Here is a 20,090-nt window from a genome sequence, read left to right on the forward strand (position 1 = left end):
CGAATTTCCTCCCTTTTTATTGAACAGATGCTGCATCAAACTTGAGTCGGATGTCGTAATTACCTGTATATCCGATGGCCGGTACAGTGACGCTCACTTTTGCTGGTACGACTTCTGTCAGGCTGTTCACGTTGAATTCTACTGTTCTCTTATTGGCAGCTGTATTTGTACTGATTACCTTTGCATCTTTGTAGACACCTTGTTCAAGTGTTTTAAAGCTAGTGATCCAAGAACTATTTGTTAACGTCACTTGTGCTTTGATTTTTCCATCCTTCACGACAAGCTTTGCTGGTTTTTCAAAATACGTATTCGCTGTTGAAGTCGAATCGCTATCTGCCTTCCAAACCACATATTGTGCTGAATGTTGACCATCTGCTAAACCAGCTGCTGATGCTGAGCTAATCGGGGCTAGAGCAAATAATAGAACAAAACTAAAAAGCAATAATGCGTGTGATGTTGAACGAATGACTTTCATATGAACCCTTCTAAATGATATTGATAATTATTCTCAACGGACAATAAAAAAAATAACCTTCATAAGCGCTGGATCACACTTATAGATGATTATGATAATCATTATCAATTGAGTTGAAAAAATAAATCTTTGCTTCTTAAAAGCCAAAGATGTCTGTTTCTAAATGATGTATTGACATGTGTTTTAGGCAATCTGTCCCATTCATGATTCCATGGCATGACCTCCATTCCATTACAGGGAAAAGAACCCTCTTCTTCTTGATCTTATATGATGGGTGAATTTATTGTCAACATCATTTTTCATACTATTGACTTAGATTTCTGGAAAATCGCACAAAAAAATTCCGATCAGACAGTCTGATCGAAATCGATTAGGAAGGGACATGTTCCCCTTTTTTGCTGTTTTTACGTTCTAAAGACCAAGCATACATTTCACGAATAATCGGCTCTATTTTCTTCCCTTGCGCTGTTAATTCGTATTCAATCCGTACTGGAATGTCAGGGTATACGTTTTTCTCAACGAGTTCTTCAGCCTCTAAATCCTTCAGCCTTTCAGATAATAATCTGCCACTGATGTTCATTTCATTTTCAAGCTGACAGAAACGCTTAGGGCCTGTCAGAAGCTGATTGATGATGAGAATGACCCACTTCTTGCCTAGAATCTCCATGGCATCTGTGATTGGACAGCCATCTTCTTGAGCCATACCTTACTCCCTCCCGCTTTTTCCTCTTTTTTTCATTATAACATAATTAATTACTTGAAATAAGTCACTAACTATTATATATTTTAGTTACTAAAAGTAACAAGGTATTCATTTTTATAGATTTTCAAAAACATTTGAACATGCCGATGCATATATCATGAAGGAGATGACCGAGCTTGAAGACAATTGAGGAGCTAAGATTGGGTGTAACAGAATTACATGTATCCAGCTTTGAGCGTTCTATACCTTTTTATACAGATATTTTAGGATTTTCTATATTAGAAAAGACAGATTCCACAGTGACACTTGGCAGCAATGCAAAGGAACCCATTCTTTTGTTAAAAGAAGATGCACAGCTCAAGGAGAAGCCTGATCACGAGCCAGGACTTTATCATTTTGCTGTTTTATTACCTACCAGAAAAAACCTGGGCACATGGCTGGCACATGTGATCAAAAAAGGCTATCCTTTAATTGGAGCAAGCGACCACTTTTTTAGTGAAGCCATTTATTTAAGTGATCCTGACGGCATTGGCGTAGAAATATATGCTGATCGTCCTGAGGACGTTTGGGTAGGTGAGCATGGAGAACTGAAAGGTGGCGGAAATGCACCTCTTGATGGAGATGGTCTCCTACAAGAAGCCGCTGATACGACGTGGGAAGGACTTCCGGCTGGTACCGTGATGGGACACTTACATTTCCATCTGAACCCAGAAGAAGCTGATTCCTTTTATGTCAATACGCTCGGTTTTCATATTCGAATGGCTCCACCAGCAAGTGTATTTATCGCAGCTGGTGTGTACCACCATCACCTTGCCTTTAATGCATGGGGACGTGGGCGAAAGGGAGCCATTGATCCACGTTTTTCAGGAATTAGAAGCTATACACTCGTATTCCCACAAGAGGCAGACAGTCCGTCGTTGAGCGCCTAACAAAAGCAGGCGCTCCAGTGAAAACAGTTGGGAAAAGTAACGAATTCGTTGATCCATTTGGCGTTCTCGTTCGTTTACAGATTGAAGAAACAGACAAAAAAGAAGGTGCAGAATATGGACAAACACACAGATCTTAAAACAGCCATTTTAAAAGATAAAATCAAACGAGTACAGCAAGAAGACGGGTATATATATATCACTGGACCCATTAAATTGCCAGTGAATTTAGACGGCAGAACAGTGATGTTCAACTGGTATTCATGGTTAAAAGATGATGGGTTAGAACCATTGTCAGATGAAGCTTTAATTGAAAGCCTCTCGTCCCGCCAGCTTGCCGATCATCAGCAGTCAAGCGTGCTAGTGTATGGAGATTTCGAGCACGCTGACGAAGCCCTTATCCGCATGCATTCCATTTGCCACACTGGTGATATTTTCGGAAGCAAGCGCTGCGATTGCGGATTCCAATTGAAGCAGTCCATGCGAATGATTGAGGACAATGGTGCAGGTGCCCTGTTTTATTTAGCCAACCATGAAGGCCGCGGTATTGGACTTTTCACGAAAGCCATGGCTTATATCCTTCAAGAAAACGGCTACGATACAGTAGAAGCGAACGAAGCACTTGGCTTTGAAGATGACACGCGTCAATATGAAGAGGCCATCGCGGTTCTTCAAACACTTCGTACAAAGCCAGTTAGACTCATTACCAATAATCCGAAAAAGACAGACGCCATCAGCCATGCAGGTCTTTCTCTTTCTGGACGGATTCCACTTTGGGGTGATGTCTCTGAGTTCAATGAAAAATACTTACAGACAAAAATTAACCGCTCAGGTCATATGAAGGCGGATCAAGAGGTGCGTACGATTGCCACATCATGAGCGATATATGAATCTAGCACTTGAAAATGCACGGGCAATGAAAGGTCAGACATCTCCAAACCCGCTCGTCGGGGCTGTGATTGTGCGAGAGAATGAAATTGTTGGTGTCGGTGCTCACATGAAAGCCGGTGAACCACATGCTGAAATTCATGCACTTAAAATGGCCGGAGACAAGGCAAAAGGAGCCACCATTTATGTGACCCTTGAGCCTTGTTCTCACCATGGCCGTACAGGTCCTTGTGCGGAGGCACTTGTGAAAGCAGGCGTCGAAACCGTTGTCGTGGCAGCTCTTGACCCGAATCCGCTTGTCGCTGGCCGCGGAATTGCCATTTTACAAGATGCTGGCATCCAAGTGATTACAGGCGTACTTGAACAGGAATCCATTCTCATGAATGAAGTGTTTAATCATTTTATTACGAAAAAAACACCTTTCGTGACACTCAAAGCGGGTATTACATTAGACGGAAAAATTGCGTCTGCTACGTCTGACAGCAAATGGATTACATCTGAGACATCCCGTTATGATGCTCATCATATCCGCAATATCAACGATGCGATTTTGGTCGGTGCTCAAACGGTTATTCATGACGACCCTTCACTCACTGCACGGATTCCAAATGGAAATCATCCGATTCGCATTGTATTAGACTCTAAGCTATCAACTCCGCTGAAAGCAAAGATCGTCACGGATCAGATGGCACCAACATGGATCTTTACAACAAAACAAGCAGATGAGGAAAAACGGGCCGCTTTAGAAGCAGCCGGCGTCAGCGTCTTTGTAACAGATAGCGAGACGCGGGTGCCCCTTCAAGAAGTACTTCAAATGCTGGGAGAAAAAAATGTCTCCTCCCTCATGATTGAAGGCGGCGGCCAGATCAATGCTTCATTTTTAGAACAGCAGCTTGTAGATAAATTAGTCATTTATATGGCACCTAAACTGATTGGCGGAAGGCTTTCTCCTTCCTTTTTTGGAGGCGAAGGCATACGCCTCATGAGTGACGCCATTGAACTCGATCAACTCTCAGTAGAAACACTAGGGAAAGATATCAAAATAACGGGCTATCCCGTTTATCAATAAACAAAAAAAGCTTGTAGACCCCGTCTACAGGCTTTTTCAATTGGCATTTTTCTGTTTCTGATTTAGAAACCTCAATTGATTTTTACACCAAAGTATTTGACGCCACTTTATTAGTAAAAAGAAAAAAAGACGGCTTGCTCTGAATGTGAAAAAGGATATAGATTTATATGTGCCAGGTCGCCCAAGAGATGAAAATGATCATCAGTTGATCTACTTTACAGACCCTGTCGGACATAAATTTGAGGTTCATACAGGTACTATGCAGGATCGAATTGATTATTACAAGCAAGAAAGAGCGCATATGGAATTTTTTGATGAATGATCATAAAAACAGAACTTCCTTTTACAAAAGTTCTGTTTCGGTTTTGAACCGCCAATGTCGATTCACCCATCATCACCATGAAACTTGTCGTAAAATGTTTCATGTGAAACATTTATCGTTCATTCCCTTTTACCAGCCTGCCAAAGCTTTCGGGTGAAAGTCCCGGTGACACGCGCACACGGTGCAAGGACATCATGCCCTGTTCCTTCTTCGCATGTCCAGGTTCAGTGGTGACAGCCATTTGATAACCTGCTTCTTTCGCCAGCTTCAGCGTGTCTTCGTTATAGCGCCCGACAGGATAGCTCACCATTCTCGTACGCTGAGAAAAACGTTGATCAAAGAATGCCTTTGATCCTTTTAATTCCTCTTCCTGCTGCTGCTTTGATAATCGATTGAGCTCTAAATGATGACTTGTATGACTCTCAATTGATAGCCCATTTTTTATCATTTCATCCATTTGTTCATCTGTTAAGTGGTTCGGACGGCCAATGGATTGCTCAATCATGAAAATCGTTGCCTTCATTCCATACTGCTTTAAAATCGGAAATGCCTTTGTATAGTTATCGGTATATCCATCATCAAATGTAATGAGGACACTCTTCTTACTTGGCTTCGAATTTGTTGTGAAAACGCGGTACGCCTCTTCTGGCGACAGTGTGACATAGTCGTTGTCCTTCAGCCATTTCATATGAGATGCAAACTCGCTTTTTGGCACACGTAACGAGTTACCACTGGAGATGCTGTGATACATCAAAATCGGAAGCTCTACCGGCTCCTTTTGCTCAATCCAGTTTTGTGTATCAACCTCTATCGCTTCTGCCTGCTGAATCTCTTCTGTTTCTTTTAATTGTAATGGACCTTTTTCCTCTTTGACCACTTGCTGGTTTCCTTCCGTTTGCTCCTTCGTTCCCATACAGCCTGAAATGAGCAGCGCCAAAAGACCAACCGTCATCAACATACATGTTTTTTTCATTCACCAATCCTGCTTTCTCTCTATCTATCGAATGATTATAACAGAAATTGGTTACTAGCTGATATCTATTTTGACAGGGTGTTCATTTTTTTACACATTTCAATCATTTCGATGGCAAGCAGATGAATGGTCTCTGTTGTGAGCATTTGATCTTCTGCATGTATTAGCAGTAAAGAAAAGGGAAGCTGCTCACCTGCCGCCTCTTTTTGGATTAGCGACAAGTGCAGGTTGTGGATGCTTCGAAACGCTTCCTCCCCTTTTTCAATCAACTGCTGTGCTTTTTCAAAATCATCAGTTCTTGCTAGACGAATGGCTTCGACATAATGACTTCTTGCCTCGCCCGCATGAGCAATGATTTGAAAGGCTGCTCCCTGCATTTCCTCTAATACCGTCATCTGCTTCTCCTCCAATTACTTAAGATTCATTTGCTAGTTTCAGAGCATGTTCTAGTATTTTTTCTCCGTTCGCTGTTCCGTATAATTTCACATTGATGACATCGACAGGTATTTGGTAAGGTGCCGCTGTTTTTTCTGCTGCCTTTTTCATAAAGCTAACTTGTGGTCCAAGTAAAATCACCTGCACATCTTCTCCATGCTCTTCTAATTCATCCGCAATAGCCCCTTCAGGTATGGCGTATATATCATATTCCAGCCCCTTAGCTTCTGCGGCTGCCTTCATTTTGGACACTACAATGGACGTAGACATTCCTGCGGCACAAGCGAGAATGATTCGTTTCATATCGCAACACTCCTATCGATAGTTGACTTCTGTTTCGACCTTCAGTTCCCTTGTTTTAATTAATGTCTGGTACCAATACGCTGATGCTTTCAACTGACGATTCCGTTCATTCTCCAGCTGGATTTCGACTAATCCGTAGCGATTTTTAAAGGCATTCATCGGCGATACATTATCCGTAAAAGCCCACAGCATATAGCCCTTGCAATTTGAGCCTTCTGCTTTCGCTTGAATTGCCCGTTTCAAATGCTGGCTGATAAAGGAAATGCGATACTGATCATCGATAATACCGTCTTCTTTTTTAAACCGTTCTTCCTTTTCTACACCCATGCCGTTTTCGGCCACAAACCACTCAATATTTCCGTATTCTTCTTTTATTCTCATGCCCATATCATAGACAATGTCCGGGTAGATTTCCCAGCCTCTGAATGGATTCATTTTTCTTCCTGGAAGCTCAAACATATCGTAATAGTGTGTGCTCATTCCACGCCTTACTCGGCGCCTTGACACGATGAGGATAGTATAAGTTGAGCCCGACGACATCGACCGTATAATTCTTGATCATCTGAAGCTCTTCCTCTGTCGCATCGAAAAGAATCTCATGCTTTTTCAACAGATCGAGCAATTCCTCTGGATACTCCCCTTTGATGGAGGGATCTAAGAACACTCGATTGAAAAACAAATCATATATCCGTGCCGCTTCTTGATCATGCGGAGCAGAAGATCTTGCATATGTCACTTCTGGATTGAGAATTACCCCAATTTTTGCACCTGCCAATTCCTTCAATCCCATCTCTCGAAACAGCTTCACCACTTTTGCTGTTGCCAACGCTTTATGATAATTCCACTGCATCCATTTCTTCGTATTTTGCTCAAATGGATAGCGAATAGCATCTAGGTACACGCGTGTTTGGACAACAATCGGTTCATTAAAGCTAAACCAATGCTTGACCCTGTCTCCATATCGCTCAAACACCTTTTCCGCATAGAGAACAAAAAGCTCGACGACATGCTTTGATGACCATCCGTCGTACTTTTCAAGCAGCACGGCTGGAAGCTCATAATGCTCTAAACAAAACATCGGCTCTACACCTGACGCAATTAATTCATTGATCAAATCATCAACGTAACGGGCGTAATCCTCATCCACAATCCCCTTCTCGTAATCGATAAAAAATCTCGACCAATTGATCGATGTCCTATAATGAGTCAGGCCAATTTCTTTCATGAGGGCTACATCTTCTGGATAGCGCTCGTAAAAGTTCGTCGCACCAGCCGGCCCATATCCTTCGTGCCATACGTGATATCCGTTCTTATACCATAAATCGATGTACGAGTCCTGATGCGCTTGCTTTCCCTTCCATCCCTCCGTTTGCCAAGCAGAGGCCGCAGCACCTAGGATAAAATCTCTTGGAATCTCGATTCTGTTCATGTTGCCACCTTCCCTTTCTTCGTTTGAACGTGAAGTCCTTCCCAAATCCCTTGCAAATATATAGCCCCAAGCTCCCTGTAATCAGCCATCAATTGTTTCATTTCCTCCTGTGTATAAGAGGTATCCCATCTTGGCAGCGAAAATGGGTCTTTCTCTATGTCCATTTGTTCTAGTTGATGCTGAAAATAGGCAAGGGTCGTTGATCGATCAGCCAATGAAAAGTCGAGTTGCGTTCGTGTCCAATCGAGGACAGGCATGAAGTTATAACAAATGACTTTCACACCGTGCTTCGCTACTCGTCGAATGTTTTCTTGATAATGCTTGATATAAACGTCCCTCTTTGGTCTACCGAGTTTGATGTCTTGATGGACAGGAAGACTTTCTACCACCTCAAATACGAGTTCATGTCTCTCAAGCAATCCTTTCCTCAGGCCACAGGTCACCAGCTGGTACATCATAGACGGCACTCACAATACCTTTCATGCCTGGAATTTAGCGTATATGGGAGAGTGAGACGGGATCATCCTCTCCGTACCACCTGAATTGCATGTTCATTCATGTCACTCCTTTTACTCTGAATCTGGTGCCGTTTCTGGTTTGCGGTTAGACAAGAGAACAAATGGCAAATAGATGAAGACTGCGACCCCAATACAGATGAGCTGTGTGATGACAGCCCCCATGCTGCCAGCGGTGGACAGCCATGCATTCACGATCGGTGGTGTCGTCCACGGCACCATCACGACGGCTTTTCCAGCAAACCCTGTAGCTGTCGCAATGTAACCAATCGTTCCTGTCACAAGGGGTGTGACGATAAATGGAATTGCCATCACAGGGTTTAACATGACAGGTAAGCCAAAAATAACGGGTTCATTGATATTGAAGAGACCTGGACCAGATGAGAGCTTGGCAATACTTCGCATCTCTTCCCTTCTTCCAGCAATAAAAATCGCAATCAAAAGCCCAATGGTCACACCTGAACCACCGATGCTCATATACACATCCCAAAATGGCATCGTGATGATATTTGGAATCTCTTTTCCTTCTTGAAATGCTGTCATATTTACTGCAATCGATCCTAATAAGAGTGGCTCCCTGATCGGTTTAATCATCTGATTGCCATGGATGCCGATCACCCAGAAAAATTGCGCCACAAACATCAAGGTTAAAATTCCCGGCAAACCCTGTACAACACTTTCTAGCGGACGTTGCACCACGTTATACACTGCTTCATGCAAATAAATGCCTGTTAAACGATGAAATGCAAAGCCGAAGGAACTAATGATCGTAATCGTAATGATCGAAGGAAAAAGTGACGAAAAAGATGTTGCCACATTCGATGGAACAGAATCTGGCATCTTGATTTGCAGCCATTTCACCTTAGTCAGCTTACAAAAAATTTCTACAGATACGATCGCTATGATCATCCCTAAAAATAAACTTTTTGGATCGGAAAATTGCCTTGCCAGTACATCTACAACTTCACGCATCGATCCATCCACTTCAAGAAGAAGTGTCGTTGGAATAACAGAAATAAATGAAATCAAAGCCATCAGCCCTGGGAACAGAGACTTGTGTCCGTTGATTTTCCCAAGCTCTATTCCGATGAGGAACACAGCCCCAATCGTTAAAAAGTTCAGCGTGGCATAATTGATTGCCTTCATAATTGGCTGAAGCTCCGCTAAAAATCTGAACATCTCAAAATGAGCAAGCCCTGTTTCTGGGCTCATAATCATATTTGCCACCAATACAGCAAAAGCCCCTGTAATGATGATTGGCATCAGTGTGACAAATGCCTGTTTAATCGCCATAATATATTTCTGATTCGTGATACGATAAGCCACATTCCCCATGACGTCTGCCGCTTTCTCCTTGAAGCTCATGATCTGTCTCCCCCTTTGCAAAAACTCGTGATCATCCTCCTTTTTGATGTTATTTTAAAAGCGCTTTCATTAACATCTAATCTTTTTCCTCACAGATGCGGAAATGAGTGTCCCTTTTTTTCATTCGGATGCTCCAATACTTGTAGCGCCGCCGTCAGTTCTTCAAATGAAGCGGCCTTGATGAGTTGATCTACCACTTCCTTGCGCTCTGTCAGCCGTACAAGAAATTGATAAAGTGACTGTAATTCTTTTTGATACGTCTTCTGGATGCTCAACAAACAAACGACTTGTACCCGATTTTCACCCCACAGCACCGGTTTTTTTAACGTACAGATCGCACAAAACGTGTCATCTGTTGCTGGCTTAATCGGATGAGGAATCGCAACCAAATGACCAAACGATGTCGGTGACACTTGCTCTCTTTCCAGCAATAATTGTTCAAACTCTTCTGGGATGCGATCCTGTTCCTTGAGCACGTTCACGAAAAATTGCAGAACCTCTTCTCTTGATTGAAGGTCTTGCTGAAAAAATGTCAGCGCCGGACTCACATATCGCAAAACCCCTGTATCCTGCGCACCCTGCACAAACCGTTTCAGCCGAACAATATCATCGTCACTTAGAATCGTATGTACATCAACTACTGGCACCGGCAACGTGTTCTGAAGCGGAATGGTACTAATAATAAAATCAATGCTTCTCAAATCGTACGAAGACATTTCCCCAACACTTGCAGTACCAACGATTTCCATCCTTTCGCTAAAAGCTGCTTTCAGCTTATGAAGAAGGAGCTGACTGCTGGCGACACCCGTCGCACATACAATTAGGCATCTCTTTTTCACGTGCTGTGATTTTGTTCGCTCGATTGCAGCCCCGATATGAAGCGCCAAATACCCAATCTCATCCTCATGAATCTCAATTCCCTCTTTTTCTTTCAGCCATCTCCCCATATAAACACCAGCTTCAAATGCAATGGGATAATGCCTTTTAATGTCCGTTAAATAAGGATTACGAATGTTCATACCGTACCTAAAACGATGAATAGCAGAACGTAAATGAAGACTTAATCCAACGATTAATTCTTTATCAAATTGAATATTAAGTGACATGTGCTCCTCTACATAAGCAAGCAATTGGTGAATGAAGCGAAAGTGATCTTCTTCTAGAAGATGAAATAGCGTATGACCCGCATCTCCGTAAGCCATCATCTTCGCTCCCATCAAGTGAATTGCAATATACGCCATTTCAGATAATGGAAACTCAATTCCTAGCACATGCCGAATATCTTCTGCCATTTGTTGAGCTACTTGGAAAACAGGCTGGACTTGAATCTCTTTCAATTCCGTTTCTGGCATCATGACTATTTTTTTCTCTTCAATTCGCTTGCATGCAATGGCGATGTGGGTGACCAAATTACTTAAACCAATCTCTGACAGATAAAGTCCGCTAGCTTTTGTACGTGAACGCACGATACCCTGAATGAATTGATACGTTTCTTCAGGTAACAGCGTAGAGTTCGCATGCGCTTTTTGAAACACATGCTCAGCCATACAATATCTTAATTTCATTTCCTCCCCTGTCAGCCGTAAGCCATATTTAGGACGATGAGACACAGAAAGTCCATGTAATGAAAATAAATGTCTGACCGCTTTCAAATCATTTTTCACTGTCGATTCACTCACAAACAATTCCTCTGCCAACGCATCTAACTTTATATAGTCTTCTGATAGAAGCAGCCTTTTCAAAAGATAGGCTACACGGTCTTCAGGCTGATTGGGAATGATCTGTTCTTTGTTTTCATTTCTTTCTCCCAATGATTTTTTCAAAAATGTACGAAAAGACCCATAATCCTCGACGGTCAATGTATACCCTGCCCCGCGTTTGATATGGAGTACGGCTCCATGTTCAGCTAAAGTAAATTTAAGCGCTTTCATATCTGTTCGGATGGTTCTTGATGTGACACCAATCATGCGGGCAATTTCTTCACTAGTCAGTTCCTGTTCCGCTTGCATCAGTCGTTTCAAAAGCTCCTCCTGACGTAGAGATAGCATGATCTCTCCTCCCTTGGCATTTACTTTTGCCTATCATCATAAACGAAAGTAGAACTCTTTGCCCAGTTTTTCTTTCAAATCGGGAACCACGATATGGCTCATTCGTATGAATAGAAAACAAGAGGAGGGATACAGGGACTGACCCCCGTTTTTGAGACAGGAATCAAAACACCTTTATACAGCCAATTGCCGATAGTTTATCGGTGATTGGTTGTTTAGTTTCGTTTGAATACGAATGTTGTTATAATAATAAATGTATTCTTTGACAGTGCGTTCTACGATGGTGGTCGTAGTACGATCAATCCTGTTAAGATAGAACGTTTCAGACTTTAGTGAGGAATGAAACGATTCGATGGAGGCATTATCAGCGGGCGTCCCTTTACGGGACATGCTCATGGTAATGCCTTTTATATGAACAGCTTTCTGATACTCGTAAGATGTATACACAGAACCTTGATCGCTATGTAACACGCAATTCTCAGGCAGTGCTGGGAGCTGATTAAGTGTGTTTAAGATAAAGTCTGTGTCCTGCTTATCACCAATCGTAAAAGCAATCACTTCTCCATTATATAAATCCAATATACTGGAAAGGTACAATTGTTTCTGTCCATAAGGCAAATACGTGATGTCCGTTACTAATTTTTCAAGAGGGCGATCAGACTGAAAATTCCGATCCAGTATATTACCGGCTACGGCATAAGGCTGCCCATTCTTCTTACGCTTTTTCATTTTAACCCGGCATTGCCACTGGTTTTTCTGCATGATACGTTGAACAGTTTTATGGTTAATACGCATTCTCATTTTTAGTATCTCACTCTTGTCCCCATAGAAAAAACACCTCCATGTTTTATTTCGGATCACAACGATCCTTTTTCAAACTTGAAGGTGTTTTTTATTTGTCTCATCTTATGGGGTCAGTTCCACATCATGGGTTCTTTTATGTTTGTGGTTATCATCATATTGGCTTCTTTAGGCGCAATCGTTGCTCATCTGTTCACACCAAAGGATCAACGTACATCTGCTAAACGTTCCTCTCATCACAGTTCAACAACAAGTACCTATACTGATTCTTATAGTCATCACGCTTCTGATGTCTCCTGCGGGGGAGGAGATTCTGGTGATAGTGGTGGTGGATGTGACTAAACAAAAAAACAGCCGCTCGCTGATGAGATGGCTGTTTTATTATTTTAAAGAGCCTTCCAGCCCCGTTCAATCAGATGTTTAACATCGAGCGCAAAATCCTCGCCCTTTTCCATCACGTCCTGGGCTCTTCCGGCAAAATTACTGGCGACAGCCAGCTCCATTTTTTTCAATTCAAAGTGCAAGATTTTTTGATCAATTTCGGAGATATATTTTTCATACTCATTGTTTACGATGTCGTGCATGACTTGGTAGGCGTCTTTTCGGTGGTGATGAAAGTCAGTTCCTCTCTCACCTTTCCATGACGAATCTAGAGCAGGCTTCTTGATTTCCTTTATATCTGACTGCGCAAGATCTTGTTCTGTTCGAATATTGCTTTTGGCTGTCTTTAACCGAGAGATCATTTCATCAAATTCTGCACGTCTGTTTTCAATTCCCATATGCAGATGGTGTAGCATCTCGGATAAACTCATGTCATCCACCTCTATCGGACCTCATACGAAAGCACAGCGTCAGAGCATTAGAAATGATCGACTCACTTGATTTTTCCAAACCTGACATTTCTATCGTTTTGCTTTCATTAAGTATAGTATAAGGTGAAAAGCCTCAGTCTTAAATAGGGAAAAGGTGTCCTTTTAGTGACGCGCTTGGAAGAAAAACGGAATAATACAAGGTCGTATATCCCGAATGATATATGTGTCTTTAGATCTATATTTTGCTTCATCCCATGAAACATGAAACCCATTAGAAAAACGATTGCATTTATTTTGCCGCAATCGCTTCATCCTGTTCTTTTAAGGTTTTCACATTCGAGCGTGTATCCTGAACATTTTTGGTTAAAGCTTCTTTAAAACTTGAGACCATTTCGTTCACCTCTGCCTCACGTGCCGTCCACTTGGTCACAAATTCAAGGCTGTTTTCACCTGCTTTATCTGCTGCTTTTTTCATCGTTAAAGCTTCGACTGCTTGGGAGACTTCGTCTAGTTGATTCATAACTGTTTGGTAGTTTAACTTAATTTGTCCCATCGTGATATCCTCCAAGTTTGTTCAGCATGAAGTTGGCTTATAAGCTGCTCCATGCTTTTGAGATCAAGCGTTTGGCGTCCTCCACTGCGTCTTCTCCTTTTTCAGCAAGACGTGCGGCGTCTCCAGCTAGGGAACTAGCAAAGGATAACGCTGCTTGTTCAGCTTCTAACGTACTAATTTTGAATTCGATGCGGCTCACATAGCGTGGGTACTTATCGTTCACAATCGTTTGCAACGCATCATGGGCTTCATTTCGTTCTGATTTGAAATCTTGGCTTCGCTCACCTTTCCAAGAGGTCCCAAGCTTTGGCTGCTTGATTTGCTTCAAGTCTGTTTCTGCCGCATCTTGTTCACGTTCGACCTTACTTTTCGCCTTTTTCAGTCGAGCGATTTTCTCTTCGATTTCTGCCTTTTTACTTGTAATGCCACCGTTTAGGGCAGACAGCATATCCGATAAGCTCATTATGGGTTCCTCCTCCTGACAAAAAAATAAAAACGCTGCTTAGAGTTCTTCTAAACGAGCGTAAGGTGAATAGCACTTTTTCCAATATTGTTATTATAAGGTTCAAAGACTCACGTTTGAATAGGGATTTGTGCCCTTTTTATGGGATAAATATGCTTTCATTCTGCTTCTCATTACCCCTTAAGCCCCCTTTTATAGGGGGTCTTACATCCTGATTATTTGTGATATGTTACATATAGTCATACAGACCTAGGACAAACAAAAGCCGCCCGTTAGAGGAGCGGCTTTTGGAAACGGCTTATGAAGCCGATTCTTCTGATTCTTGTGGTGGATTCTTAACGTACCAGATAAATTTCCCAGTATATCCGTAAATAATAGCAAGACCTATGGCCACAAAGCTCAACCACATAAATGGTAAATAAGAGAATGTGGATACGCCTAGAATTCCCGCCATATAAATCCCGTTATCTGACCAAGGAACCATACCAGACGTCATCGTTCCACCGACTTCAGCGTTTCTAGATAGAACACGTCTGTCTATTTTCAATTTATCGTAGCTTTTTTCCATAATCTTCGGTGTAAGAATTAATGAAACGTACATTGCACATCCGAAAATATTTGCAAAGAATGCTACAACAAGTGTAGATAGAGTTACATTTCCTGCATTATATAATTTTTTCTCAAAAGTAGAAACAATTACTTTTAGAACGCCTAGATATTCAAGTACGCCACCAAACCCAAGCCCGAGAATAATGACCACTAAAGATCCAAGCATATTCACAATACCACCACGATTTAACAGCGTATTTAAGAAATCTACATCTGAATTAATAGAGAAGCCATTGTATGCTGAACCAATCGCATCTGCTGGATTCATTCCTTGGAAAGCCATCGCCCAAATAGATCCTAAAAGAGCACCAATAGCTATAACAGGCATTGAAGGTTTCTTAAATACGAGCAGTAATACAACCACTACTGCTGGGATGACCATCCAAATGTTGATGGTGAATGTATCATGAAGAGCATTTTTCAAAAACTCTACTTTATCTTGATCAATGTTGCGTCCTCCATACATAAAGCCTGTAACCGTAAACATAATGGCTGTTATAACAAAGGCTGGTATGGATAAAACCATCATCGCTCGAACATGCGCCAGCACGTCCACTTTTGAAAGTGAGGAAGCGAGCACTGTACTATCTGATAATGGGGATAATTTATCTCCAAAATAAGCACCAGATAAGACGGCACCTGCCACAATCGGAAGTGGAATACCAAGCCCTTCACCAATTGCGATCATCGCAATCCCTGCCGTTCCAACCGTCCCCCAAGAGGTTCCTGTTGCAATGGACATGAGAGCACAGATGACAAGCGTAGCTAATAAGAAGATATTAGGATGAATAAACTCTAAACCATAATAGATTAACGTAGGTACAACCCCACCTGCAATCCATGTACCAACAAGTGCACCTACTGCAATTAAAATTAAAATGGCTTCTAAACCATTCGATATCCCTTTTGTGATCGCATTTTGAAGATCCTTATAGGAATGCCCCAATCGAATACCTAATGCGATAACCATAAACCATGAGATAAACAATGCTAGTTGAATATCCAATTTGAAATAAAGAGTAAAAGATAAAACAATTGCTAAAAACAAGCCAAGTACAGACACGACTTCTAACATAGACGGCAGACGTGGTGATTTCATTGTGTTTCCTCCCTTTGTGTACGCGTTAAGCGTTTTCAAAATATTGTGAAAAAAGTGTGTCAATTTGAAAGAAAGTGAATTGCCTGTTTTTCTCTATTTCACAGGCAATTCTACATATTAATAAAATAAAATTTTTGATATTATTATCGCTCTAGGAGCTCTGCACCCGCAATTCCAGGCTTTGTCATCTCGAATGGATTCAAAATAATATCAAGTTCTTCTTCTGTTAACACATCATTTTGCAAGCAAAGATCTCTGATCGATTGTCCTGTTAAAATGGCTTCCCTAGCGATTCTAGCCGCTGCTTCATAGCCTAAATGAGGATTCACTGCAGTGATCACGCCTGCGCTTTTTTCTACATATTCTTTCAAACGTTTTTCATTTGCTTCAATGTCCACTAAGCAATGATCTGTGAATGAACGGAAGCCGTTATTCATTATACTAATAGATTGAAGTAAGTTAAAGACCAAAACAGGCTCCATCACATTTAACTCAAGCTGACCTGCTTCAGAGGCAAGACAGATGGTGTGGTCATTCCCAATGACCTGGAATGCGATTTGGTTAATGAGCTCTGCCATAACTGGATTGACTTTCCCAGGCATAATGGATGATCCTGGCTGACGAGCTGGCAATGCAATTTCAGCAAGACCTGCACGTGGACCAGAAGCCATTAGACGAAGGTCATTGGCAATCTTAGACATGTTCATCATGCACACTTTTAATGCAGCAGACACCTCTGTGTAAGCATCTGTATTTTGCGTTGCATCTACAAGATGCTCTGCGCCTACAAGCGGAAGACCAGAAATATCGGCTAGCTTCTTCACGACGATCTCAATATAACGAGGATCTGCGTTTAGGCCTGTCCCAACTGCTGTTGCACCCATGTTAACTTCATATAAATGCTGCTTTGATTGGTTGATCCGCTTAATATCGCGGCTGAGCACGCGGCTGTAAGCTTCAAATTCCTGTCCTAAACGAATTGGAACAGCATCCTGCAGGTGCGTACGTCCCATTTTGATCACATGATCAAATTCTTTCGCTTTCTTTTGGAATACGTCCTGCATCGTTTGCATTGTCTCAAGCAGAATGTCTAATTGCTTCAATACAGCAATATGGATAGCTGTTGGAAACGAGTCATTCGTGGATTGTGACATGTTAACATGTGTGTTTGGGCTTAAATGGATGTATTCACCCTTTGGATGTCCCATGATTTCTAGCGCTCTGTTTCCAATGACTTCATTGGCATTCATATTCATCGACGTTCCTGCGCCGCCTTGAATTGGGTCTACAATAAAGTACTCATGCAGCTTGCCTTCAATGACCTCATCAGAAGCTTGTACGATGGCATTTCCAATTCCTTCATATAAACGTCCAACTTCCATATTGGCTTGAGCTGCTGCTTTTTTCACGATGGCAAAGGCTCTAATCAGTTCCTCATGCATGCGGTATCCCGTAATCGGGAAATTTTCCTTTGCACGAAGGGTTTGAACTCCATAATACACGTCTGCTAGAATTTCTTTTTCTCCAAGAAAATCCTTCTCATAGCGATAAGTTGCTTGAACCATCTGATATGACCTGCTTTCTATAGAATAGTTAAATCACTAAATCTTCTGCGATCGGCGTTTCCATAATCTTTTTCACTTCTCTTGGGTCAGTTGTTTTACCTAATGCCCACATGAGTTTCGGCACGATGGCTTCTGTGTTCATGTTTCGTGAACGTGCCACCAGTTCTTGATTGATTTTGCGTCCTACTTCATACACGCTCATGTCTTCTCCTTCTTCAAGACACTGAGTTGTGATGACAACAGAAATGCCTTCTTCGAGCAATTCGTTGATTTTCTCTAAAAGGTTTCTTCCTTCAAAAGGAATTCCGCCGCTGCCGTAGCTTTCGATAACGACTCCTTTGTATACACCTTTGATTGCATCTAAGAATTCAGGCTTTAGACCTGGGTGCAATTTCAAGAGACAAACGTCGGTGTTTAAGGATGCGTCTAATTTAAGCGGTTTCATTGACGATCTTTTTACTTTGCTATTGTATTCAATTTGATGGTTTTCAATCGATGCAATATATGGATAGTTAATACTTTCAAATGCATCGTAGCTTTTCGTTCTTAATTTGATTGCGCGTGTCCCTTGAATCACTCTGCCATCAAAGACAACATATACGCCGCCTACGCCGTCACATGCAAAGCGAATCGCATCAGTGATGTTTTTCTTCGCATCTGTTTTCTTGAACGTAATCGGGATTTGTGAGCCTGTAATGACAATTGGCTTATCCGGATTTTGCAGCATATAAGATAGTGCTGCTGATGTATAGGCCATTGTATCGGTTCCATGAGTGACGACAAAGCCGTCATATTGATCATAATTTTCATAAATGGCTGTTGCGATATCTACCCAGTATTCAGGCTGCATATTTGTACTATCTATACTCATTAGGGACTTTGTGTCCATTGTGTACTCTGCATTAATTTCGTTTAAATAGCTTAAAAGGTCCTCAGCTTTAACACCTGGAGCCAAACCATTTTCACTCTCTACAGATGCAATCGTCCCACCAGTGGTTAAAAGCAATAATTTCTTCAACAGGTCCACCTCTTTCAGTAAAATTACTACGTTTGTCACACATATTATAAGCCAGCTTGTGCTATTCTATAATATACGCTTTACGCGTACCTTCATTGCCATTATAGTCACATAACGCGAATTAATCAAGAAATTATTACGCATAACGCGTACATTCTATCACAAAATATGATATACTGTTGTTGTATATAAAGGAGCGTTCATGTAATGATACTCGATCGTTTAACCACTCTTAGAAAAAAGAAAAAATGGTCTCTCCAGCATACGGCAGATCGCCTAGGTATCGCCAAAAGCACCTATGCCGGTTACGAATCTGGGTACCGACGACCTTCGCTTGAAGCAGTGAAGCGCCTGGCTGATTTGTATGATACGTCCATTGATTTTTTACTTGGTAGAACGGACGAGCCAGAGATACAACGTAAAATCTCTGATATCAAAATTGAACTGACGGAAGCAAAAGAAGGAACCATTCTTGTAGACGGTGTTCCCCTAAATGATGAAGAAATCAAACAGCTTGTTGCCTTTATTCGGGCGAAAAACACCCTAAAAGTATAAAACTAAAACACAAAAAAGAGAGGCCCCTACCAACCGGGTGCCTCTCTTTTTTTAACTGCTTATGAATAAGGAGAAGACAGCTGACTTAGTTCCTCTAAGCGCCGCTTCGCTTCTTCTTTATTAAACGAACTATAATAGCGATAATTCTCATCATCTAAAATGCGGTAATGCTGACTCAGCACATTTTGCTGAAGACGAAATGTGCCTTTTTTGATAGATGTCCGCCACCAAACCTTTCCGCCGATCGTACGTTCCACCGATAAATGCAATTCATCATGTGCAACGACTTCCAGAATCTCAAGCGGATCATCTCCAAGTGTCCCTTTTAAAATGTCACTATCCCTGAATAATGCACATACGGCCGCAGTTTGCGTCAAGTTGAGGCGAAGCCTATTTTTTTCAACCTGTTGCAAATGACGCTTCGATAAACCAAGTACCTCAGCCATGCGGTCCTGCGTATAATTCTTTTCTTTTCGAATTCGTGCCATTTGTTCTGTGACGAGGTCGATTACCATCTCTTTATCCATCTCTCATCACCTCTCCGAGTCTTCAGTCTTTACTGACATCATACACGATTTTTTCGAAAAAGTGGCGCCTTATCCTTTAGGATATTGGCAAATAATACTTATTTGATCTGTTCTTCAACCTGACCATGCTGCTGTCTCCAGTTCTCTTGGGCTTCCTGATTTAAATATGGATAGATCTCTTGTTTGACGGTTTGCTCGAATACTTCTTCATCTAAAATACTGTACGCTGGAATTTTGATCAATTTCCCATCTATTTTCCGAATGAGCACATCCATGAAGAGAAATCCTCTTACACTGTACCGATGCCTACGCATATCAATGGATTGAATGTCTTGAAAAGGAATCGTCCGCTCACGATGCAGCACAGCACCATTTTTTCCGCGCTGAATGCGAAAAATCACATTTCCCCTCTTCGTAAAAGCTGGCAGAATCATCAAAAAAGAGATCGAGCCATAGACCATGCCTAATAGTCCGCCTAAAAATAAAAACAATGTATAATTCGATTCAAATGTTAGAGCTTCTGAAAACAACCAAATACCGATGATACCGAAGCCGCCTGTTGCTAAAAAAGCCCATACCCTTAAAAAGGCCCTGCTTCTCACTTCTATTCCTTCACTTGTATTCAAGCGTCATTCTC

At 41.7% G+C, this 20,090-nt stretch carries 21 protein-coding genes and 3 pseudogenes; 6 read left to right on the plus strand and 18 right to left on the minus strand.

Features of this window, described 5'->3' with window-relative positions; genetic code table 11:
• Positions 1-16 precede the first annotated feature (16 nt).
• Together NKR21_RS19855 and NKR21_RS19860 are read right to left on the minus strand one after the other, a co-directional pair.
• Positions 17-475: an NEAT domain-containing protein gene (locus tag NKR21_RS19855; protein WP_041816047.1), complete on the minus strand. Its 459-nt coding sequence runs from the start codon at positions 473-475 to the stop codon at positions 17-19.
• 370 nt (positions 476-845) lie between these two features.
• Positions 846-1,178: a winged helix-turn-helix transcriptional regulator gene (locus NKR21_RS19860; protein ID WP_144455236.1), complete on the minus strand. Its 333-nt coding sequence runs from the start codon at positions 1,176-1,178 to the stop codon at positions 846-848.
• Positions 1,179-1,354: 176 nt separating this feature from the next.
• On the opposite strand from NKR21_RS19860, the gene NKR21_RS19865 reads away from it, so the two are divergent.
• From NKR21_RS19865 to NKR21_RS19880, 4 genes and pseudogenes are all read left to right on the plus strand, one after another.
• On the plus strand, positions 1,355-2,107 hold the full coding sequence (locus NKR21_RS19865) for a VOC family protein (RefSeq protein ID WP_253602556.1): 753 nt from the start codon (positions 1,355-1,357) through the stop codon (positions 2,105-2,107).
• A 114-nt stretch (positions 2,108-2,221) separates the two neighbouring features.
• Positions 2,222-2,983 carry a GTP cyclohydrolase II gene (locus NKR21_RS19870; RefSeq protein WP_012011730.1) on the plus strand — a complete coding sequence of 254 codons (762 nt, stop codon included), beginning with the start codon at positions 2,222-2,224 and terminating at the stop codon, positions 2,981-2,983.
• Positions 2,970-4,061 carry a bifunctional diaminohydroxyphosphoribosylaminopyrimidine deaminase/5-amino-6-(5-phosphoribosylamino)uracil reductase RibD gene (ribD, locus tag NKR21_RS19875; protein ID WP_144455234.1) on the plus strand — a complete coding sequence of 364 codons (1,092 nt, stop codon included), beginning with the start codon at positions 2,970-2,972 and terminating at the stop codon, positions 4,059-4,061. The genes NKR21_RS19870 and ribD overlap by 14 nt, the downstream gene beginning before the upstream one ends.
• Before the next feature lie 74 nt (positions 4,062-4,135).
• Positions 4,136-4,383, plus strand: a pseudogene (locus tag NKR21_RS19880) (VOC family protein).
• 112 nt (positions 4,384-4,495) lie between these two features.
• Here the strand turns inward: NKR21_RS19880 and NKR21_RS19885 are convergent.
• From NKR21_RS19885 to NKR21_RS19920, 8 genes and pseudogenes are all read right to left on the minus strand, one after another.
• Positions 4,496-5,356: a polysaccharide deacetylase family protein gene (locus NKR21_RS19885; protein ID WP_144455232.1), complete on the minus strand. Its 861-nt coding sequence runs from the start codon at positions 5,354-5,356 to the stop codon at positions 4,496-4,498.
• Between the two features lie 65 nt (positions 5,357-5,421).
• Positions 5,422-5,751: a PTS sugar transporter subunit IIA gene (locus tag NKR21_RS19890; RefSeq protein ID WP_041816049.1), complete on the minus strand. Its 330-nt coding sequence runs from the start codon at positions 5,749-5,751 to the stop codon at positions 5,422-5,424.
• Positions 5,752-5,770: 19 nt separating this feature from the next.
• Positions 5,771-6,094 carry a PTS sugar transporter subunit IIB gene (locus tag NKR21_RS19895; RefSeq protein WP_012011735.1) on the minus strand — a complete coding sequence of 108 codons (324 nt, stop codon included), beginning with the start codon at positions 6,092-6,094 and terminating at the stop codon, positions 5,771-5,773.
• A 12-nt stretch (positions 6,095-6,106) separates the two neighbouring features.
• Positions 6,107-7,523, minus strand: a pseudogene (locus NKR21_RS19900) (glycoside hydrolase family 1 protein).
• Entirely contained in the window at positions 7,520-7,942 is a 423-nt protein-coding gene (locus NKR21_RS19905; protein WP_238389126.1) for a mannonate dehydratase, read from the minus strand. Before NKR21_RS19905 ends, NKR21_RS19900 begins: the two are co-directional and overlap by 4 nt.
• 150 nt (positions 7,943-8,092) lie before the next feature.
• On the minus strand, positions 8,093-9,403 hold the full coding sequence (locus NKR21_RS19910; RefSeq protein ID WP_144455230.1) for a PTS sugar transporter subunit IIC: 1,311 nt from the start codon (positions 9,401-9,403) through the stop codon (positions 8,093-8,095).
• Between the two features lie 89 nt (positions 9,404-9,492).
• Entirely contained in the window at positions 9,493-11,451 is a 1,959-nt protein-coding gene (locus NKR21_RS19915) for a BglG family transcription antiterminator (RefSeq protein WP_144455228.1), read from the minus strand.
• Between the two features lie 174 nt (positions 11,452-11,625).
• Positions 11,626-12,264, minus strand: a pseudogene (locus NKR21_RS19920) (IS3 family transposase); the annotation flags it as partial.
• Positions 12,265-12,390: 126 nt separating this feature from the next.
• Between NKR21_RS19920 and NKR21_RS19925 the strand changes: the two are divergent.
• On the plus strand, positions 12,391-12,594 hold the full coding sequence (locus tag NKR21_RS19925) for a hypothetical protein (RefSeq protein ID WP_041816389.1): 204 nt from the start codon (positions 12,391-12,393) through the stop codon (positions 12,592-12,594).
• 44 nt (positions 12,595-12,638) lie between these two features.
• On the opposite strand, the gene NKR21_RS19930 is transcribed toward NKR21_RS19925, so the two are convergent.
• From NKR21_RS19930 to NKR21_RS19955, 6 genes are all read right to left on the minus strand, one after another.
• Positions 12,639-13,064, minus strand: a complete 426-nt coding sequence (locus NKR21_RS19930; protein WP_012011740.1) for a YwqH-like family protein — start codon at positions 13,062-13,064, stop codon at positions 12,639-12,641.
• Between the two features lie 289 nt (positions 13,065-13,353).
• On the minus strand, positions 13,354-13,617 hold the full coding sequence (locus tag NKR21_RS19935; RefSeq protein WP_012011741.1) for a YwqI/YxiC family protein: 264 nt from the start codon (positions 13,615-13,617) through the stop codon (positions 13,354-13,356).
• A gap of 37 nt (positions 13,618-13,654) precedes the next feature.
• Entirely contained in the window at positions 13,655-14,080 is a 426-nt protein-coding gene (locus tag NKR21_RS19940) for a YwqH-like family protein (protein WP_050944558.1), read from the minus strand.
• Positions 14,081-14,378: 298 nt separating this feature from the next.
• Positions 14,379-15,788, minus strand: coding sequence for a Na+/H+ antiporter NhaC (nhaC, locus tag NKR21_RS19945; protein WP_144458109.1), 1,410 nt, complete (start codon positions 15,786-15,788; stop codon positions 14,379-14,381).
• Between the two features lie 143 nt (positions 15,789-15,931).
• Entirely contained in the window at positions 15,932-17,353 is a 1,422-nt protein-coding gene (gene aspA / locus NKR21_RS19950) for an aspartate ammonia-lyase (protein ID WP_144458111.1), read from the minus strand.
• A gap of 28 nt (positions 17,354-17,381) precedes the next feature.
• A complete protein-coding gene (locus NKR21_RS19955; RefSeq protein ID WP_003215391.1) occupies positions 17,382-18,371 on the minus strand; it encodes an asparaginase in 990 nt (329 codons plus the stop codon).
• Positions 18,372-18,578: 207 nt separating this feature from the next.
• On the opposite strand from NKR21_RS19955, the gene NKR21_RS19960 reads away from it, so the two are divergent.
• Positions 18,579-18,926, plus strand: coding sequence for a helix-turn-helix domain-containing protein (locus tag NKR21_RS19960; protein ID WP_003214932.1), 348 nt, complete (start codon positions 18,579-18,581; stop codon positions 18,924-18,926).
• A gap of 59 nt (positions 18,927-18,985) precedes the next feature.
• Here the strand turns inward: NKR21_RS19960 and NKR21_RS19965 are convergent, their stop codons facing one another.
• Together NKR21_RS19965 and NKR21_RS19970 are read right to left on the minus strand one after the other, a co-directional pair.
• The gene (locus NKR21_RS19965) at positions 18,986-19,453 is read right to left on the minus strand and encodes a helix-turn-helix domain-containing protein (RefSeq protein WP_253602557.1); all 468 of its coding nucleotides are present in this window, start codon (positions 19,451-19,453) and stop codon (positions 18,986-18,988) included.
• Between the two features lie 98 nt (positions 19,454-19,551).
• The gene (locus NKR21_RS19970) at positions 19,552-20,079 is read right to left on the minus strand and encodes a YfjD family protein (RefSeq protein WP_144458113.1); all 528 of its coding nucleotides are present in this window, start codon (positions 20,077-20,079) and stop codon (positions 19,552-19,554) included.
• Positions 20,080-20,090: the final 11 nt, after the last annotated feature.

Source organism: Bacillus sp. 1735sda2, assembly GCF_024159245.1.
Lineage (GTDB): Bacteria > Bacillota > Bacilli > Bacillales > Bacillaceae > Bacillus > Bacillus pumilus_O.